Origin of the sequence: Sorangium sp. So ce204 (assembly GCF_051526795.1) — a bacterium.
GTDB lineage: Bacteria > Myxococcota_A > Polyangia > Polyangiales > Polyangiaceae > Sorangium > Sorangium cellulosum_B.
The window spans coordinates 8,932,115-8,946,559 of sequence record NZ_CP150317.1 but is presented as its reverse complement, the minus strand read 5'-3'; the positions used below and the strand labels follow the sequence as shown (position 1 = coordinate 8,946,559).

Below are 14,445 nucleotides of genomic sequence, written 5' to 3'. Positions count from 1 at the left end.
TCACCGCGCGCACACCTCGGCGGCCGCGCGCACGCTCGGCGCCGCAGGCGCACGCGTCAGCGCGAGGACCTCGTCGACCGACCACTGATCGCCCGCGTGCTCGCCGTACTTGCTCGCGAGCACGCGGCCGTCGGGCGCGACGAGGAAGTCGGCCGGGAGCCCGAATCGACCGCCGGTCGGGATCAGCGCGGGCGGCCGCTCGCGTCCGCGCAGGATCGCGATCGCGCTCCGCGCCACCGAGCGGACGATGGTGGGCCACACGCGCGGATCGAACACCGAGAGGAGTGACGGCTCGGCGCCGAGCTCCGCATACAGCCGCTTCTCGGGATCGGGCACCACCGCGAAGGGGAGCCCGTCGGCGTGGAGCCGGAGCTCGTCGGCGCTCGAGTGGAACACGACCATCTCGCGGATCCCGGCCGCCGCGATCTCGTCGTGACGGACGGTGATCGAGCGGAGGTGGAGGTTGCACACCGGGCAGCCCGCGAAGCGACGGAGCTGGAGGTGCACGATCCGCGTGGGATCGGGGAGGCGGATCCGCTCGCCGTGGACGCCCACGAGCTCGCGCGCGCCGAGCACGGCCCCGGGCGCGAGCCTCGTGACACGGCGGCGCAGGTCGCCGATCAGGCCGAGGGCCGCGATCGCGGTGATCGCCGCGGGGACGATCTGCCCGACGCCGGTGATCTCGAAGAAGGCATCGCTCGGGAGCTCGTACGTGGGCGGCGGGAACATCCGGAGGAGCAGGTCGCGAGGCGCGCCCGCGAAGAAGAGGACGTTCTTCGCGACGTGGTTGTATGCGCCCTCGAAGAGCCCGGTCGAGGTCACCGGGAACGCGAGGGCGAGCGCCGCGAGCGCGCCCCCGGAGATGCGGCCGGCGCGCGTGCCCGGGCTCCGCCGGTACCCCGCGTACGCCAGCGCGATGGGGACGCCGAGCGCGAGCGCGACGGCGGCGCCGTGGAGGCGCCACGGCGTCGCGTACCGAACGCCGCCGTAGACGTGGTGGATCGCGGTCGCGGCGAGCGTCGCGATCGCTCCGAGGATGACCGCCCTGGCGCGCGGGCTGGGAGAGGTGGCGCCGACGTTCACGGTGCTCATGCAGGGCACCGTGGCTCGTGCGCGCGGCGCAAACCATCGCCGAAGGCGAACAACTTTCGTGCATGATACGCATCAATCGAGGTGCGACATGGACCGGCTCGCAGCGATCGAAGCGTTCGTCGAGGCCGCGGAGCTCGGGAGCTTCACGCTCGCCGCGCGCCGGCTGCGCGTCACGCCGTCCGCGGTCAGCCGCCGCATCACGCAGCTCGAGGGCGAGGTCGGCGTGCGGCTCTTCCACCGCACGACGCGCGCGGTGACGCTCTCCGACGAAGGGCGCGCGTTCTTCGAGCGCGCCCGCGCCGCGCTGCGCGAGCTCGACGACGCGCAGCGCGCCACCTCGGGTCTGCGCGATCGACCGGCCGGGCTCCTCCGCGTGGAGGCGCCGACGGTGATCGGCCGTCACGTGATCGTGCCGGTGCTCGCGCGCTTCGCCGAGCGCTACCCCGACGTCGACGTCGAGCTCGTGCTGCGCGACGACCCGGCCGATCTCGCGTCGGAGCGGATCGACGTCGCGGTCCGGCTGGGCGCGCTGCCGGACTCGGGGCTGATCGCACGCCCGGTCGGCCGCTCTCGGATGCTCGTCTGCGGCGCGCCCGGCTACCTGCGCGAGCACGGCCGGCCTCGCGCGGTCGACGACCTCGAGCGCCACGTGCGCCTCGGGTACGCGCTGCACGGCCGGCTCATCCCGTGGCGCCTCCGCGACGGCGCGAAGGTGCGCGAGATCGCGCCCACGCGGCGCATCGTCGTCGACGACGGCGAGGCGCTGATCGAGCTGGCGATCGAGGGCGCCGGCCTCGCGTGGCTGTGCGACTTCATGCTGGCGCGCGCGGGCAAGGCGCGGGAGCTCGTCGAGGTGCTCCCGGACACCGCGTGTGATGCGGTCGCGATCTCGGTCGTATCGCTCCCGACCCGCCACGTCCTGCCGAAGGTGCGCGCCTTCACCGAGCACCTCCGGCGCGCCCTCGCGGTCGACGGCGCGGCGAAGCGGTGAAGCGGCGCTCCACGCGATGATCCGGCGACCAGGTGAGCGGTGAGCGCGGTTCGGCGACCTGGGTCGTCTGGGTAGCAACGAACGCTGCATTCGGAGAGGAACGCTCCGCTTGCTACGCTGGGGCATGCGCTCCTGGCTCCCCCTCCTTCGTTGAGTGTTTCAGCGGCCTGCGGATCCTTGGCCATCTGCCGCGCGCTCCAGTCAGGGACGGCGCCGCCCGCGCGTTACCCGTGCTCCAGGACGATGGCCCGGCAGCGAAGCGCACGAATGCGCTCGACGCCGACAGCGAGCGGCAGCGAGCACGACGCGGACGAGCTGCCGAGAGCGCAGGCTCCCGGCAGCGTTCCTCGCGGCTCCTCTTATTGCAGCGTGATGAGCTGACTGTAGGACTTCGCGGTAGTGGTCGTGCCGTTGTACACGGTGTCTCCGCTATCGGCGACGACGCGAACCAGCGCCCCTGAGGCGAGCGGGTTCGGCGTGGTCAGGATGCCTTCCCAGACGCCGCCGGTGAGGAGGTTCGGCTGCGGCAGCTCCTGGTTGAGCACCGGAGCGTGACCAGGAACACCATCCCAGACGTAGAGCGCAAACGTGTCGTTCACGCCAGCCGTCGCGTTGTCCGGAGGTCCCGCCAAGACCAGATACTCGGCCGCGTTGTTTCGTCGAAGCTCACGAATGCTGCGGCCGGCGAGGTCGAGGAAGATCGGCGCACCGAACTTTGAACGACCCGTCTGGACCGCTCCGACGCCATCGACGAGGTCGAGGACGTTCGTGACCGGAACGATGAGCGCATGCCGGGTCCCGTTGACGTCGATCGTCGGTGCGCGGAAGCCGAGATACCCGGTCTCGCCGTCCGCCGCGAACTCGAAGCCCTCGATGTTGAAGCCGCTCGGCGCGTTCGGGATGACGCCGCTGCGCGTCGCTTCGTAGAAGCCGAGGTGGTCCGCGCCGAGGCCGTGGCCGTTCGTCCGATCCCAGGCGATGATGTCCGACCAGATCCCGCGGAGACCCACCTGCTGCTTGGGCTCGATCGCCGCGCCACCGCCGTAGCGTCCGGCAAACTCGAGCTCGACGTCGGCGCCGGTCCCGGTGATCGTCGTCGCGAAGATCACGCGCCGCCGCTCCTTGACCTCACCCTCCCGGGAATTGCCGTGCGAAGTCACCCACACGATCTTGTCCCCGATGCGAGCGGCAGCCTCGATGTCGATCTCGCTCCCGGTGAGGACGCTGTTGAGGTTCCAAACCTTCAGCGCAGGGCCGGATTGGTCCTGCTCGTGGAGGAAAATCTCGTTCGTCTCGTCGTTGCCGAGCAGCATGTAGCCGCCTCCGACGTCGATCGCCGTCGAAGCATCGGAGATGCCGTCGTGGTAGCGACCGGTGGGGTCCTGGGCAGCGCCCGAGGCGGCGTATGCGATTTTGATCGCAGCCTGGTTTCCGAGCGTGTCTTGAGCGGTGATGGTGACGGTAGCTTTGCCGACTCCCGCTGGCGCGAAGGCAGCGGTGCGTTCGATGCCAGTGCCGGAAATGGTCACCCTGGCGGCTGGAATGACGGCTTCGTCCGAGGAAGTGACGCTCACCGCGATGTCCTCCGCCGAGGTGGCACTCGGAATGAAGGTGAGCCCGATGACCGGGTTCGCCGGATCGCCCAGGGCGCCCGCCAGCTTGAACGCGCTCGGCAAGAGACCGACCGAGGTCCCTACGGCGATCTGGGGCTTCGTCAGCGCGCTGCTGCTACCGGTGCCGAGCTTACCGGAGCTGTTGGAACCCCAGCAGTACGCCGTCCCCGTGGTCGTGAGGCCGCAGGCGTTCTGGCTCCCGGCGTCCACCGCCGCCCAGGCAGTCCCCGCGGGCAACGCTGTGACGTCGACGGCAACGGGAGCTTGGTGTGTGGTCGAGTTACTCCCGCCATCTCCGACTCCACCACGACCCCAGCAGTAAGCAGCATTGTCCGTCGCCAACCCGCAGGTGACCCCGGAGCCGGCGCTGACCTGCTTCCAGGCAGTGCCCTGGTGTAGAGCCGAAGAATCGACGAGCCCGGGGCGATCGGTGTCTCCGAGCGCGCCGTTGCCCAGCATCCCGACGTTGTCCCATCCCCAGCAGTAGGCCTGCCCCGCCGTGGTCACGCCGCAGGTGGTGTAATCGCGGCCAGCGCTGATCGTCGCCCACTTCGTTTCAGGGGGGAGGTCCGTGAGGTCGACGCGCGTGGGGCTCGTCCGCGCCTCGGTGAGCGCCGGCCCGTTGCCGAGCTGACCGAGACCGTCGCTGCCCCAACAGAGCGCAGCGCCGTCGGTCGTCACACCACAGGCGTGATCGCCGCCCACGCTGATCACGGACCACGCAACGCCCGGCTTGAGCGCGCTCCGGTCGATCCGACTCGGGCTCGACTGCGCGCCGGAGACGGCGCCGTTCCCGAGGAGTCCGTTCGTATCGTCACCCCAGCAGTATCCGACGCCGTCGGTCGTGATGCCGCAGGTGGCGGCCGACCCGGCCGACAGGAGAGCCCAGCCGGCTTCCCGCGACAGGGCGCTGCGGTCGGTCGCCTTCGGCACGGGCTGTTGAACCAGAGCATCGAATCCGAGCCTGACCCCGAGCTTACCGCCCTCGTTGCGGCCCCAGCAGTAGCCGTCGCCAGAGATCGTGATGCCGCACGTGTGGCTTTCGCCGGCGGCGACGCTCTTCCATTTCGTGTCGAGACCTCCCGGCAAACCCCGTACGTCGACGAAGCTCCCCGTTCGCTGATCGTCCGCCAGATTGCCGTTTCCGAGCGCGCCGTTGCTGCTCTCGCCCCAGCAAACGAGGCGCCCGTCGGCCGGCAACACGCGACAACCGTTGCTGTCGTTGGCGGTCAGCATCGAGGCCGAAATCACCGTGCCCTCACCTGCGCCGCAGGACTCGACGGTGTAACGTTGCTCGGTTCCATTCTCACAGACGATCCGGATCGTCTTGCCATCGACGCACTCCACCGAACAGCTAGCGCCGTCCTTACCGGGCTCGCCCTTCTCGCCGGGCTCGCCCTTTTCACCGTCCAGACCGTCCGCGCCGGGCTCGCCTCGGTCACCCTTCCCCCCGGTCTCCCCGTCGGCACCGTCCTGACCATCATCGCCGGGTGCTCCGTCCTCACCGTCGGCTCCCGGTTTGCCCCTCTCTCCGTCGACGCCGTCGTCACCGTCGGCGCCCTTGTCGATGGTCACGGAAGTACCGTCGGGGCACTCGATGAGCGCGGAACCGTCTTTACTCTCCTTGACGGTACAAGAGGTCCTTTCGATGCCGGCGAGGCTACTCTTCTTGTCATCAGGTTCATCCGAGGAGCCGCAACCGGAGACGAGCGCGAGGACGCCCGCGATTCCCAAGATTCGTTTGATCATGTGTCCATTCCGAGGGTTTGGGTGAGATCGTGCAGCCACAGCGCCAGGCTTCGCTCTGGCTGCTCGGTACGCGACAGCCCTGACCCGGTCAGGTCCGGGGCCGCTCGGAGTGAAGAGCGCGACCGCCAGCGAGGACCACGTGCGCTGGCGGCCACGGGGCTCAACGCATCGACAAGAGGCTAATCACACTCGACTTCTTCGCGCCTGGCCTCGAACCAGGCATCCTGAGTGAAGAGGTTCTCTTCCTCGTCGTGCCAGCAGTTGGGTTGCCCATAGCTGCTGCAGTGGCCGTCGTTGTACACCCAGTTACCGGGGGTGATGCCCGGATCAGCTTCTAGCTTGCCGACCTCGTCGTTGCCGATGCCGGAGCTGGTCGTGTACGTGGCGCCGCTCGAAGGTTCACCGACCCAATCCTGAATCACGATCTCGGGGGTCCCGGGGATGACAATACGCCCCTTCCAGCTGTCGTTGTCCGTCTTGAAGTTGTCGCCGGCCATCGTGAGGAAGTTCGCGTCGAAGGCGTCGACCTCGATGTTGAAGTCACCACTGCAAGGATCGTAGCTCGTCGCAGGGGTGAAGTTGTCGGCGCGGATCGTGATGATCGTGCCGGCCACGAGGTCGTCCCAGATGCCCGAATTCCCCGGATCGACGAAGGTCAGACTGCCGGCGTCCGGATCGCCGTTCGCCCACTCGAATTTCACGCCGACGAGCGTGTCGATGTCGGCTACCACGACGAGCTCGATCCAATCCTTTCCGTTTCCAACCGGGCTAGCAGCGAAGGCGGGGTCCTGGTCGGCGACGCTCAAGGTCACCGCGGGGCCCACCGCGTTCCACTCGTTCAGAATGAGCTTTCCCGCCGTGGGGGCGGCTGCCGCTTGACCTGCGATGAAGAGCCCCGCCACGGGAAGCGCGGTGCACGCACGAGCGATCGTCTTCAGCATTTTGTTCATATGAATTCACTCTCGCCTTTGGTGGATGTCTTGTGATGCGCGAAGCGCGCTTCGAATCATCACAAGCGCGAGCAGGGTAGCGAGATCGATTGACGCTGGAATGAAGCGTTCGCAACAATCAAACATCAAACAATCGTCAAGCAAGCGTATTGGATCGCCTTCTGATCGTCATCGACCGATGAGCCGTCGGGCGGAGGCGCCCCGACGGACGCGAACAGCGTGGCGAGCTCGGGAGCTTCGTCGTCCGTCACATCGTAGATACGATGCGCGGGCGACGGTGTCTCGAGCACGCGAGCGACCGCCTGCGCGACGTCGACGTGGTGTGGCCCTCCGCCCCGCTCGTTTCTGGAATTCAGAGATCTGCCAGATGCAGCGGATCGCGAATCTAGTTTACGCGTTCGTCGTGCTGACCGGATTACCGGAGGTGCTGCCCGAGGCCAGGCACCGCTGGGCGCGTACAGCAGAGATGCGGTGTTTATCGCCTGGCTCGAGACGAAGCTCGACGCCGCCCCTGCGCTTGCAGCACGCGTGGCGAGCGATGCCGAGCACGTTCTCGCCGGCATGACGGCGGCGCTCCCTGAGGTTGGCCTCGCGCTCACCCCCACGCTGGCGGGCCGCCTCAGGCGTGAGCGCGACCGCGAATCGCGGTAGAACAGGACGCGCCATGCCCCGCAAGCTCACGGGATCGCCCTTTCGCGACGACGCCGGTCGGCTCTACGTCCGCGTCCTCGTCGGCGGCGAGGACCGCGGGCGCTTCCCCGTCGACCCCGAGCTGACCGAGGAGCAGACCGAGCAGCGCAAGGAGCTCGTCGCCGACCTGGCCGTTCGGCTGCGCGCCTCGGGCAACGCCACGCGCGACGCGATCGTAGCGCCGCTGGATCCTCGAGGACGCGGACGAGCGCCAGCAGGTGTGCGCCCACGACACGCGCTCAACGTTCATCCCGGTCGCCCTGGCGAACGGCCGCAGCGAGACCTGGGTGGCCGGCAGAACTGGCCATCGATCGAGCGTGATGATCCAGAGATACCGCCGAGCCACCAGGACGTTTGCAGAGCTGGGCCTTGGCGAGCTAGCTTCCCTCGCAAGGCGATCCCCTAGCTCGCGGGAAACCGCACAGGAGAGGGAGAACGCGGGTCGCCAGAAGTAAAAATCAAAGTACTATCAACAACTTGGCCCCGTGGCGAAATGGCAGACGCGGTGGATTTAAAATCCGCGGCCCTCGCGGGCGTCCCGGTTCGAGTCCGGGCGGGGCTACCTCGTACGTGCGGCGCACTGAGCTGGCGGGCGATGGCGCGGTCTGGAGCCGCGGTACCCCCATCGACCAGGATCCGCCAGCGCGATTGGGCTTCGACCCGCCCCGGCTCTCCGGCTCCCCGGCGCCTCACACCCTCCGCCTCACACCCTCCGCAGTTGCCCGAGGTTGCGCAGAGCGCCTCGTGGGGGAAGCGCCGGGGCGCCTCGGGCCCAGCGGCTCACCCGAGCTGCTCGCCGCCTCGAACGGGCCCGGGTCGCGCAGGGCGCGCACCGTGCCTCGTGGCGCCGGCGTGCCCGGAACGCCGCATGCCCGTCACGGTCTGATGGGGGAGCCTGCCACGGTCCGACGCGAACCCGACGGGAAGCGGTGAGCTGCCACCCTCGTGTCCTCTGGGCTCGACAAGCCGAGTGGATTCGAGTAATGGGAGCGCCACTCCATGGATCTGGACATCGATTGTTTGCGTGAGGCGAAGGTAGAGAACGTAGAACGTCTCGCACACGCTCTGGGCGTCAAGCTGCCCGAGCACAAGCGCCACGACAAGCGCGCTTACAACCGCGAGCTCATCCGCGTGGTGATGCAGGGCATCCGGCGCGACGCCGAGCGGTCACGCGGCCGCCGGTTCTTCGGTCGCAGCTGACGATTCCGGCCCTACAGCAGGCCGCCGAGGGGGCTGGCCGCCTACCGCCACCTCCCATCGCCTACCGCCACCACCTACCGCCCCTGCGGCTTGCTCCGCAGCGTCAACCGGCTCCCCGTGACCCGGCTCCGGGCCGCCATCAGCAGCGGCGCCGCCGGTGTGAGCGGATCCACCAGGTCGTTCACCTGGAGCATCGCCCTGTCCGCCACCTTCCACGCCGCCGACAGCCCCGACGCCCCCTGCTGGGGCGACCCCGCCAGATCCAGCGCCCGGCTCAGCTCCTTGCCCACCTGCGCGATGCGAGCGAGCTCCTCCCGCGACGAGCCCCCCTCCTTCGCCGCCGCGTAGATCGTCCGCACAACCCCGAGCAGATCCCGCACGGCATCGAAGGGAAACGGCGGGACGCTGACCGGAATCGGCACTGAGCCAATGTACAGCAACTCGCCCCGCGATGGACCGATCGCATTCCCTTATCTCGCGTAAGATTTCCTCTAAATCGTCTCAGATGTAACTTTAATAACAGAAATAATCAGTTGAGCGGCCCCACCGCCTCCTCCACCGCGGCGAGGAGCGCCCCGCTCTGGATGAGCTCCGCGGCCGCCGCGATGTCGCGGTAGAGGGGGCGGTCCTCGGTGAGCCGGGGCACCACGCGGCGGATGGCGGCATGGGCGGCGGCGACGCCCGCGCTGGGGCGGAGCGGGAGCCGCTGGTCCACGCCCTGGGCTGCCGTGATGAGCTCGATCGCCAGCGAGCTCCGGACGTTCTCGATCACCTGCGCGAGCTTCCGGGCGCTGATGCTGCCCATGCTCACGTGGTCCTCGCGGCCGGCGCTCGACGGGATCGAGTCGACGCTCGCCGGGTGGCAGAGCACCTTGTTCTCGCTCACCAGCGAGGCGCTCGCCACCTGGGCGATCATGAACCCCGAGTGCAGCCCGCTGTGCGGCGCCAGGAACGGCGTGAGCCCGGTCGAGAGCGCGGGGTTGACCAGCTGCTCGACCCGCCGCTCGCTGATGTTCGCGAGCTCCGCCGCCGCCATCGCGGCGAGATCCAGGGCGAGCGCGACCGGCTGCCCGTGGAAGTTGCCGCCCGAGATCAGCTCGGCGACGCCATCCGGCCCGTCCCCGAGGAACACCGTGGGGTTGTCCGTGACGCTGTTGACCTCGCGGGTCAGCACCTCGGCGGCCCAGGCGACCGCGTCGCGCGTCGCGCCGTGGACCTGGGGCATGCAGCGGAGCGAGTAGGCGTCCTGCACCCTGGGGCAGTCCGCGTGGCTCTGCATGATCTCGCTGCCCGCGAGCAGCGCGCGCAGGTTGCCGGCCGTGCCGGCCTGGCCCGGGTGCGGGCGGACGCGCATCAGCCGCTCGTCGAACGGGCGCTTCGAGCCCATCAGCGCCTCGAGGCTCACCGCGCCGGCGATGTCCGCGACCGTGCAGAGCGCGGCCGCGTCCCGCAGCGCCAGCGCGCCGAGCGCGGTCATGTACTGGGTCCCGTTGATCAGCGCGAGCCCCTCCTTCGCCGCGAGCTCGATCGGCGCGAGGCCGGCCTTCGCGAGCGCCACCGCGCTCGGCAGGAGCTGCCCCTCGAAGCGCGCCTCGCCCTCGCCGATGAGCGTCAGCGCGAGGTGCGCGAGCGGCGCCAGATCGCCCGACGCGCCGACCGAGCCCTGCGCCGGGATGCGCGGGCTCACGCGGCGCTCGAGCAGGGCGGCGAGCAGATCGAGCACCTCGGTGCGCACCCCCGAGTGCCCCAGCGCGATCACCTGCGCGCGCAGGACGATCATGGCGCGCACCTCGGCCTCGCCGAGCTCCGGCCCGACCCCGCAGGCGTGGCTCCGCACGAGGTTGCGCTGGAGCGCCCGGATGTCGTGATCCGCGATGCGCGTCTCCGCGAGCGCGCCGAATCCGGTGTTGATCCCGTACACCGCCGGCGCGGCGTCGCCCGCCGCCGCGATCGCGTCGATCGCCCGGCGCGAGGCCGCCGCCCGCTCGCGCGCCTCGGCGCAGATCGCCACCGGACGACCGCGCCGCGCGATCCCCTCGAGATCCGCGAGCGAGAGCGGGCGGCCGAGGAGCAACGGACGTGACGGACGTGACGGATCCGACGGAGGTGACGAAGGCGGCGAAGAAGGAGAACCAGCGGCGTCGCTCGGCGTGGAAAGGGTCACGAAGGCGCACGCTAGAGCGGCGGATGCCCCGCGAAAAGCCAGCTGCTCGCCGTTGGCGGAAGAATCCAGTGCCCCGCGGGGATCGATCCGCCTATCCTTCGGGCGCGCGTTCCCGGCCGGGCGCTGGTGAGCGGCTGCTTGCTTCCGATGCGCTTCGCCTTCGTCCCCCTCGCCCCCCTTGCGTTTGCTGTCGCGCTCGCCTCGCCGAGCGCCGCTCAGCCCGTCGAAGGAGCGAGCTCCGACCAAGGCTCGCCGAGCGCCGCTCAGCCCGCCGAGGGGGCGAGCTCCGGACAAGGCTCTCCGCCAGCCGCTCCGGCCGGGCCGGCCGCTCCGGCCATCGACGACTTCGAGGAGCGGCTCGTGCTCGACACCGGCCGCAAGCCGCCGCCCCCGCCGGATCCCACCCGGTCGACGTTCTCGCTGCAGGGCGAGTACCAGCTCCGCTACCGCGCCATGAGCGATCTGCCGCTCCGGGCGCCGCCCCTGTCGGCGCCGGGCGCGGCGACGCTCGGGCAGAGCCAGTACATCGCCCACTGGCTGCGCCTCTCGCCGCGCTTCCACTTCAAGGACAAGGCCTCGATCGTGGCGCAGATCGACGTCGTCCGGGGGCTCATCGCCGGGGACACCACGCGTGACGTCGAGCAGGTGCGCGACGCGCGCGCCGCCCTCGCGTGGTACGAGATGCACCCGCGCACCCTCTACCTGGAGCTGCCGTGGGCGCTCGGCGTCGTCCGGGTGGGCCAGCAGAGCGCGCACTGGGGGATGGGGCTCGTCGTCAACGACGGCGAGCGCGCGAGCGTCTTCGGCGATTACGAGCGCGGATCGCTCATGGAACGCGTCCTCTTCGCGGCCACGCCGATGGGGAAGGGGGGGCCGCTCCACGTGACCGTCGCGGCCGACCTCGTGTTCGAGGACAACGCGGCCGACCTGCTCGGAAACGACGTCGAGGGGCAGGACGAAGGCGAGGGCGATCGCGCCGTCCAGGCGGTCGTGTCCGCGCTCTGGCGAGAGCGGTACGGCGAGATCGGGATCTACGGCGCCATGCGGCGGCAGGCGCGCGAGCGCCGCGCGAAGACGAGCTCGGCCCGGTTCAACGAGGTGCTCACGGCCGGCATCCTCGACGTGGCAGGCAAATTCAACGCGCCCGTGCCGGGGGGCGGCGCCCACGTCTACGGCGAGCTCGAGGCCGCGGTGATCCTCGGCGCGGCGTCGTTCGCCCCGAGCGGGCCCCCGCCGCCTTCCGGCCACGGGTTCGGGCGCTCGCCCGTGGTGGTGCGCTCGGTCGGCGGCGCGGCGACGCTCGGCGCGGTGCACGTCGCGGGCCGCGGAGGGCGGCCAGGCGGGCGGTGGGGGCGCGTCGTCACCGAGATCGAGGCCGGCTACGCCTCGGGCGACGACGACCCGACGGACGGCGTCTCGCGGCGCTTCACCTTCGACCCGAGCCACAACGTCGGGCTCCTCCTGTTCGACGAGGTGCTCGCCTGGAAGACCGCGCGCGCGGCCACGATCGCGGAGCGGGAGCTCTTCGCCGCGTCCCCCGAGCCAGGCATCAGGTCGCTGCCGTCCAAGGGAGGCGTGCCCGGCGCCGCCTACGTGAACCCGCGCATCCTCGTGCGGCCGGCGCGCTGGCTCGACCTCAAGGCGGGCGCGGTCATCGCCGAGGCGACCTCGGATCTCGTCGATCCTTACGGCGCCCCGCGGGCGGGCGGCAGCCTGGCCAACTACGACGGCGGCGACAGCCGCCGCCGCGATCTCGGCGTCGAGCTGGACCTCGGCGTCGACGCGCGCATCGCGATGGGCAGGCTCGTCACCCTCCAGTTCGGCACCGAGGCCGGGGTCCTGTTCCCGGGCGGCGCCTTCGACGACGCCGCGGGCGCCGAGCTCCCCGATCAGTACCTGCTCACGCTCAAGCTGGGCGTGATCCACTGAGCCGGCCAGGGCGCGCCGGGCCCTCGGTCGAGCTCGCGCGCGACACAGCAGACGAGGGCCGCCCAGGGTGCTAGAGGGCGGTTGGGAGGGCCGCCCGCCCGCGCGCAGCAGCGGGCGCCCCTGGCAGACAGAGGGAGAAACGATGCGCAAACGACTCGCGCTGAGCCACCTTCCGACACCGATCCAGCGCCCGCAGCGGCTCGCCGAGGCGCTCGGCGTCGACCTCTACGTGAAGCGCGACGACATGACGGCGGGCGCGGAGGCCGGCAACAAGATCCGCAAGCTCGAGTACCTGCTCGCCGCCGCGCGGGAGGAGGGCGCCGATCGCGTGATCACCTGCGGCGGCCTCCAGTCGAACCACGCGCGCGCGACAGCGCTGGTGAGCGCCTCGCTCGGCCTGCGCTCGGTGCTGTTCCTGCGCACGAGCGATCCGACGGCGGCCGCGCCGCTCGAGGGCAACGTGCTGCTCGACCGGCTCGCCGGCGCGGAGATCCGGCTGATCTCGCCCGATGCGTACAGGGAACGCGGCGCCCTGATGGCCGAGGCGGCCGCCGAGATCCGCGCGGCGGGCGGCCGGCCGTACGTGATCCCCGAGGGCGGCTCGAACGGCCTCGGCGCGCTCGGCTACGTGCGCGCGATGGAGGAGATCCGGAAGCAGCTCGATCTCGGCCTCGCGGGGGGCAAGCCGTTCGACGTCATCGTGCACGCGTGCGGCTCCGGCGGGACGGCGGCGGGCACGGCGCTCGGCGCGGCCCGCTACGAGGTCGCCGGCGAGGTGCGCGCGATGGCGGTCTGCGAGGACAGGGCGACCTTCGCGCGGATCGTCGTCGGGATCATGGACGACGCGCGCGCGCTCGAGCCGCGCCTCGGCTCGCCCGCCCACCTCGTGATCGACGACGCGGCGAAGGGCCCCGCCTACGGGGTGTCCACGCCGGAGCAGCGCGCGCGGATCCTCCAGGTGGCGCGGCTGTCGGGCCTCGTCCTCGACCCCGTGTACACGGGCAAGGCGTTCTCCGGGCTCTGGGACCTGGCCGAGCGAGGCGAGCTCTCGGGCAAGCGGGTGCTGTTCCTGCACACAGGCGGTCTCCCCGGGCTCCTCGCCCAGGGGGCGACCTTCGCCGACGTCCTCTAGAACGGATCAGAACCTTCAGGGCGCGCCGCGCCACCACGCGTCGGCCATCGACGCGTCTTCCAGGGTGTCGATCTCCATGTAGCCGCCGTGGGTGTCGAGCTTGCGGAGGTCGGCGCCGGACTCGATCATGTGCTCTAGCAGATCGATGAGGTAGGCCCGCTGGAACGAGCGGCCCTCGCGGAACTCCGGCCGCTCCGAGAAGGCGTCGCGCGCGGCGTCGAAGGCGGCCAGGAACTGCCCGGCGCCCCGCGCCGAGAGCTTCATCACCCCGATGAACTCGCCGGTCGCGGCCTCCGGAGGGATGCGGCGCGAGATCTGGAGGACGCGATCCCCCCCGGCGCCGCCGGCGCGGAGCTTCTCGGCGTCGGTCTCGGGGTGCTGCGAGCGGCCCACGTAGCGGCGCCGCCAGTCCGTGTCGCAGGCGAGCGCGATGTCGTGCGGAGAGCGGACCAGCCCCGCCACGATCTCGGGCCGGTAGACGATGTCGGCGTACGTCGAGACGAAGCCGCCCTCGAGGTGCTCGCGCGCGCAGAGGAGCGAGAGAAGGATGTTGTTCTGCTCCCAGTCGCGGTTCTCGACGTACGTCAGATCCGGGTAGGCGGCCCGGATGACGTCGGCCTTGTAGCCGCAGACGAACACGATATCCGACCGCCGGAAGCCGCCCGCGGCGAGCGCCTCGAGGATGCCGTCCAGCATCGGGCGCCCGAGGATCGGGACCAGCGTCTTCGGCAGCTCTTCGGTCAGGTGACGCAGCCGGCTGCCCCGGCCCGCACCGATGATCACGGCCTTCACGACACCGCTGTTACCATGAACGGACTCGGTTTATCACGGACAATCACGGGGATTCCCGCGGAATCTCGCGAAGATAGAGGCGCCCAGAGGCCGCGCGGACCCGGGGCCCGTTACGGAATCGTGACCGTGAGCTGACCCCCTGC

11 protein-coding genes and 1 tRNA gene are annotated in these 14,445 nt (G+C 70.5%); 6 read left to right on the top strand and 6 right to left on the bottom strand.

Features of this window, described 5'->3' with window-relative positions; genetic code table 11:
- The gene (locus tag WMF22_RS33365; protein ID WP_438032406.1) at positions 1–1,092 is read right to left on the bottom strand and encodes a peroxiredoxin-like family protein; all 1,092 of its coding nucleotides are present in this window, start codon (positions 1,090–1,092) and stop codon (positions 1–3) included.
- 88 nt (positions 1,093–1,180) lie between these two features.
- Here WMF22_RS33365 and WMF22_RS33360 point away from each other — a divergent pair, with 88 nt between their 5' ends.
- Positions 1,181–2,083 (top strand): LysR substrate-binding domain-containing protein, encoded by a 903-nt coding sequence (locus tag WMF22_RS33360; RefSeq protein ID WP_438032405.1) that lies wholly within the window; start codon positions 1,181–1,183, stop codon positions 2,081–2,083.
- A 359-nt stretch (positions 2,084–2,442) separates the two neighbouring features.
- Here WMF22_RS33360 and WMF22_RS33355 read toward each other — a convergent pair whose 3' ends face one another.
- The gene (locus WMF22_RS33355) at positions 2,443–5,445 is read right to left on the bottom strand and encodes a DUF3616 domain-containing protein (RefSeq protein WP_438032404.1); all 3,003 of its coding nucleotides are present in this window, start codon (positions 5,443–5,445) and stop codon (positions 2,443–2,445) included.
- A 179-nt stretch (positions 5,446–5,624) separates the two neighbouring features.
- Positions 5,625–6,386, bottom strand: a complete 762-nt coding sequence (locus tag WMF22_RS33350) for a hypothetical protein (RefSeq protein ID WP_438032403.1) — start codon at positions 6,384–6,386, stop codon at positions 5,625–5,627.
- Between the two features lie 480 nt (positions 6,387–6,866).
- On the opposite strand from WMF22_RS33350, the gene WMF22_RS33345 reads away from it, so the two are divergent.
- The 3 genes from WMF22_RS33345 to WMF22_RS33335 all read left to right on the top strand — a co-directional run bounded on the left by WMF22_RS33345 (position 6,867) and on the right by WMF22_RS33335 (position 8,285).
- Positions 6,867–7,046: a hypothetical protein gene (locus tag WMF22_RS33345; RefSeq protein WP_438032402.1), complete on the top strand. Its 180-nt coding sequence runs from the start codon at positions 6,867–6,869 to the stop codon at positions 7,044–7,046.
- 518 nt (positions 7,047–7,564) lie between these two features.
- A tRNA-Leu gene (locus tag WMF22_RS33340) sits at positions 7,565–7,647 on the top strand.
- Positions 7,648–8,084: 437 nt separating this feature from the next.
- Entirely contained in the window at positions 8,085–8,285 is a 201-nt protein-coding gene (locus tag WMF22_RS33335; protein ID WP_044966207.1) for a hypothetical protein, read from the top strand.
- 74 nt (positions 8,286–8,359) lie between these two features.
- On the opposite strand, the gene WMF22_RS33330 is transcribed toward WMF22_RS33335, so the two are convergent.
- Both WMF22_RS33330 and hutH read right to left on the bottom strand, forming a co-directional pair.
- Complete coding sequence (locus tag WMF22_RS33330) at positions 8,360–8,707, bottom strand: hypothetical protein (RefSeq protein WP_231864341.1); 348 nt, start codon at positions 8,705–8,707, stop codon at positions 8,360–8,362.
- A 107-nt stretch (positions 8,708–8,814) separates the two neighbouring features.
- The gene (gene hutH, locus WMF22_RS33325) at positions 8,815–10,359 is read right to left on the bottom strand and encodes a histidine ammonia-lyase (RefSeq protein ID WP_438032401.1); all 1,545 of its coding nucleotides are present in this window, start codon (positions 10,357–10,359) and stop codon (positions 8,815–8,817) included.
- A 237-nt stretch (positions 10,360–10,596) separates the two neighbouring features.
- Between hutH and WMF22_RS33320 the strand changes: the two genes are divergently transcribed.
- Both WMF22_RS33320 and WMF22_RS33315 read left to right on the top strand, forming a co-directional pair.
- Positions 10,597–12,378, top strand: coding sequence for a hypothetical protein (locus WMF22_RS33320; protein WP_438032400.1), 1,782 nt, complete (start codon positions 10,597–10,599; stop codon positions 12,376–12,378).
- Between the two features lie 142 nt (positions 12,379–12,520).
- Positions 12,521–13,510: a D-cysteine desulfhydrase family protein gene (locus WMF22_RS33315; protein ID WP_438032399.1), complete on the top strand. Its 990-nt coding sequence runs from the start codon at positions 12,521–12,523 to the stop codon at positions 13,508–13,510.
- 15 nt (positions 13,511–13,525) lie between these two features.
- Here WMF22_RS33315 and WMF22_RS33310 read toward each other — a convergent pair whose 3' ends face one another.
- Complete coding sequence (locus tag WMF22_RS33310) at positions 13,526–14,302, bottom strand: NTP transferase domain-containing protein (RefSeq protein WP_437293980.1); 777 nt, start codon at positions 14,300–14,302, stop codon at positions 13,526–13,528.
- Positions 14,303–14,445 lie beyond the last annotated feature (143 nt).

Excerpts from the sequence above, each read along its gene's own strand:
- WMF22_RS33350 (WP_438032403.1), bottom strand. The coding sequence starts at position 6,386 with ATGCTGAAGACGATCGCTCGTGCGTGCACCGCGCTTCCCGTGGCGGGG.
- WMF22_RS33360 (WP_438032405.1), top strand. The coding sequence starts at position 1,181 with ATGGACCGGCTCGCAGCGATCGAAGCGTTCGTCGAGGCCGCGGAGCTC.
- WMF22_RS33320 (WP_438032400.1), top strand. The coding sequence starts at position 10,597 with ATGCGCTTCGCCTTCGTCCCCCTCGCCCCCCTTGCGTTTGCTGTCGCG.
- WMF22_RS33335 (WP_044966207.1), top strand. The coding sequence starts at position 8,085 with ATGGATCTGGACATCGATTGTTTGCGTGAGGCGAAGGTAGAGAACGTA.
- WMF22_RS33315 (WP_438032399.1), top strand. The coding sequence starts at position 12,521 with ATGCGCAAACGACTCGCGCTGAGCCACCTTCCGACACCGATCCAGCGC.
- WMF22_RS33365 (WP_438032406.1), bottom strand. The coding sequence starts at position 1,092 with ATGAGCACCGTGAACGTCGGCGCCACCTCTCCCAGCCCGCGCGCCAGG.
- WMF22_RS33355 (WP_438032404.1), bottom strand. The coding sequence starts at position 5,445 with ATGATCAAACGAATCTTGGGAATCGCGGGCGTCCTCGCGCTCGTCTCC.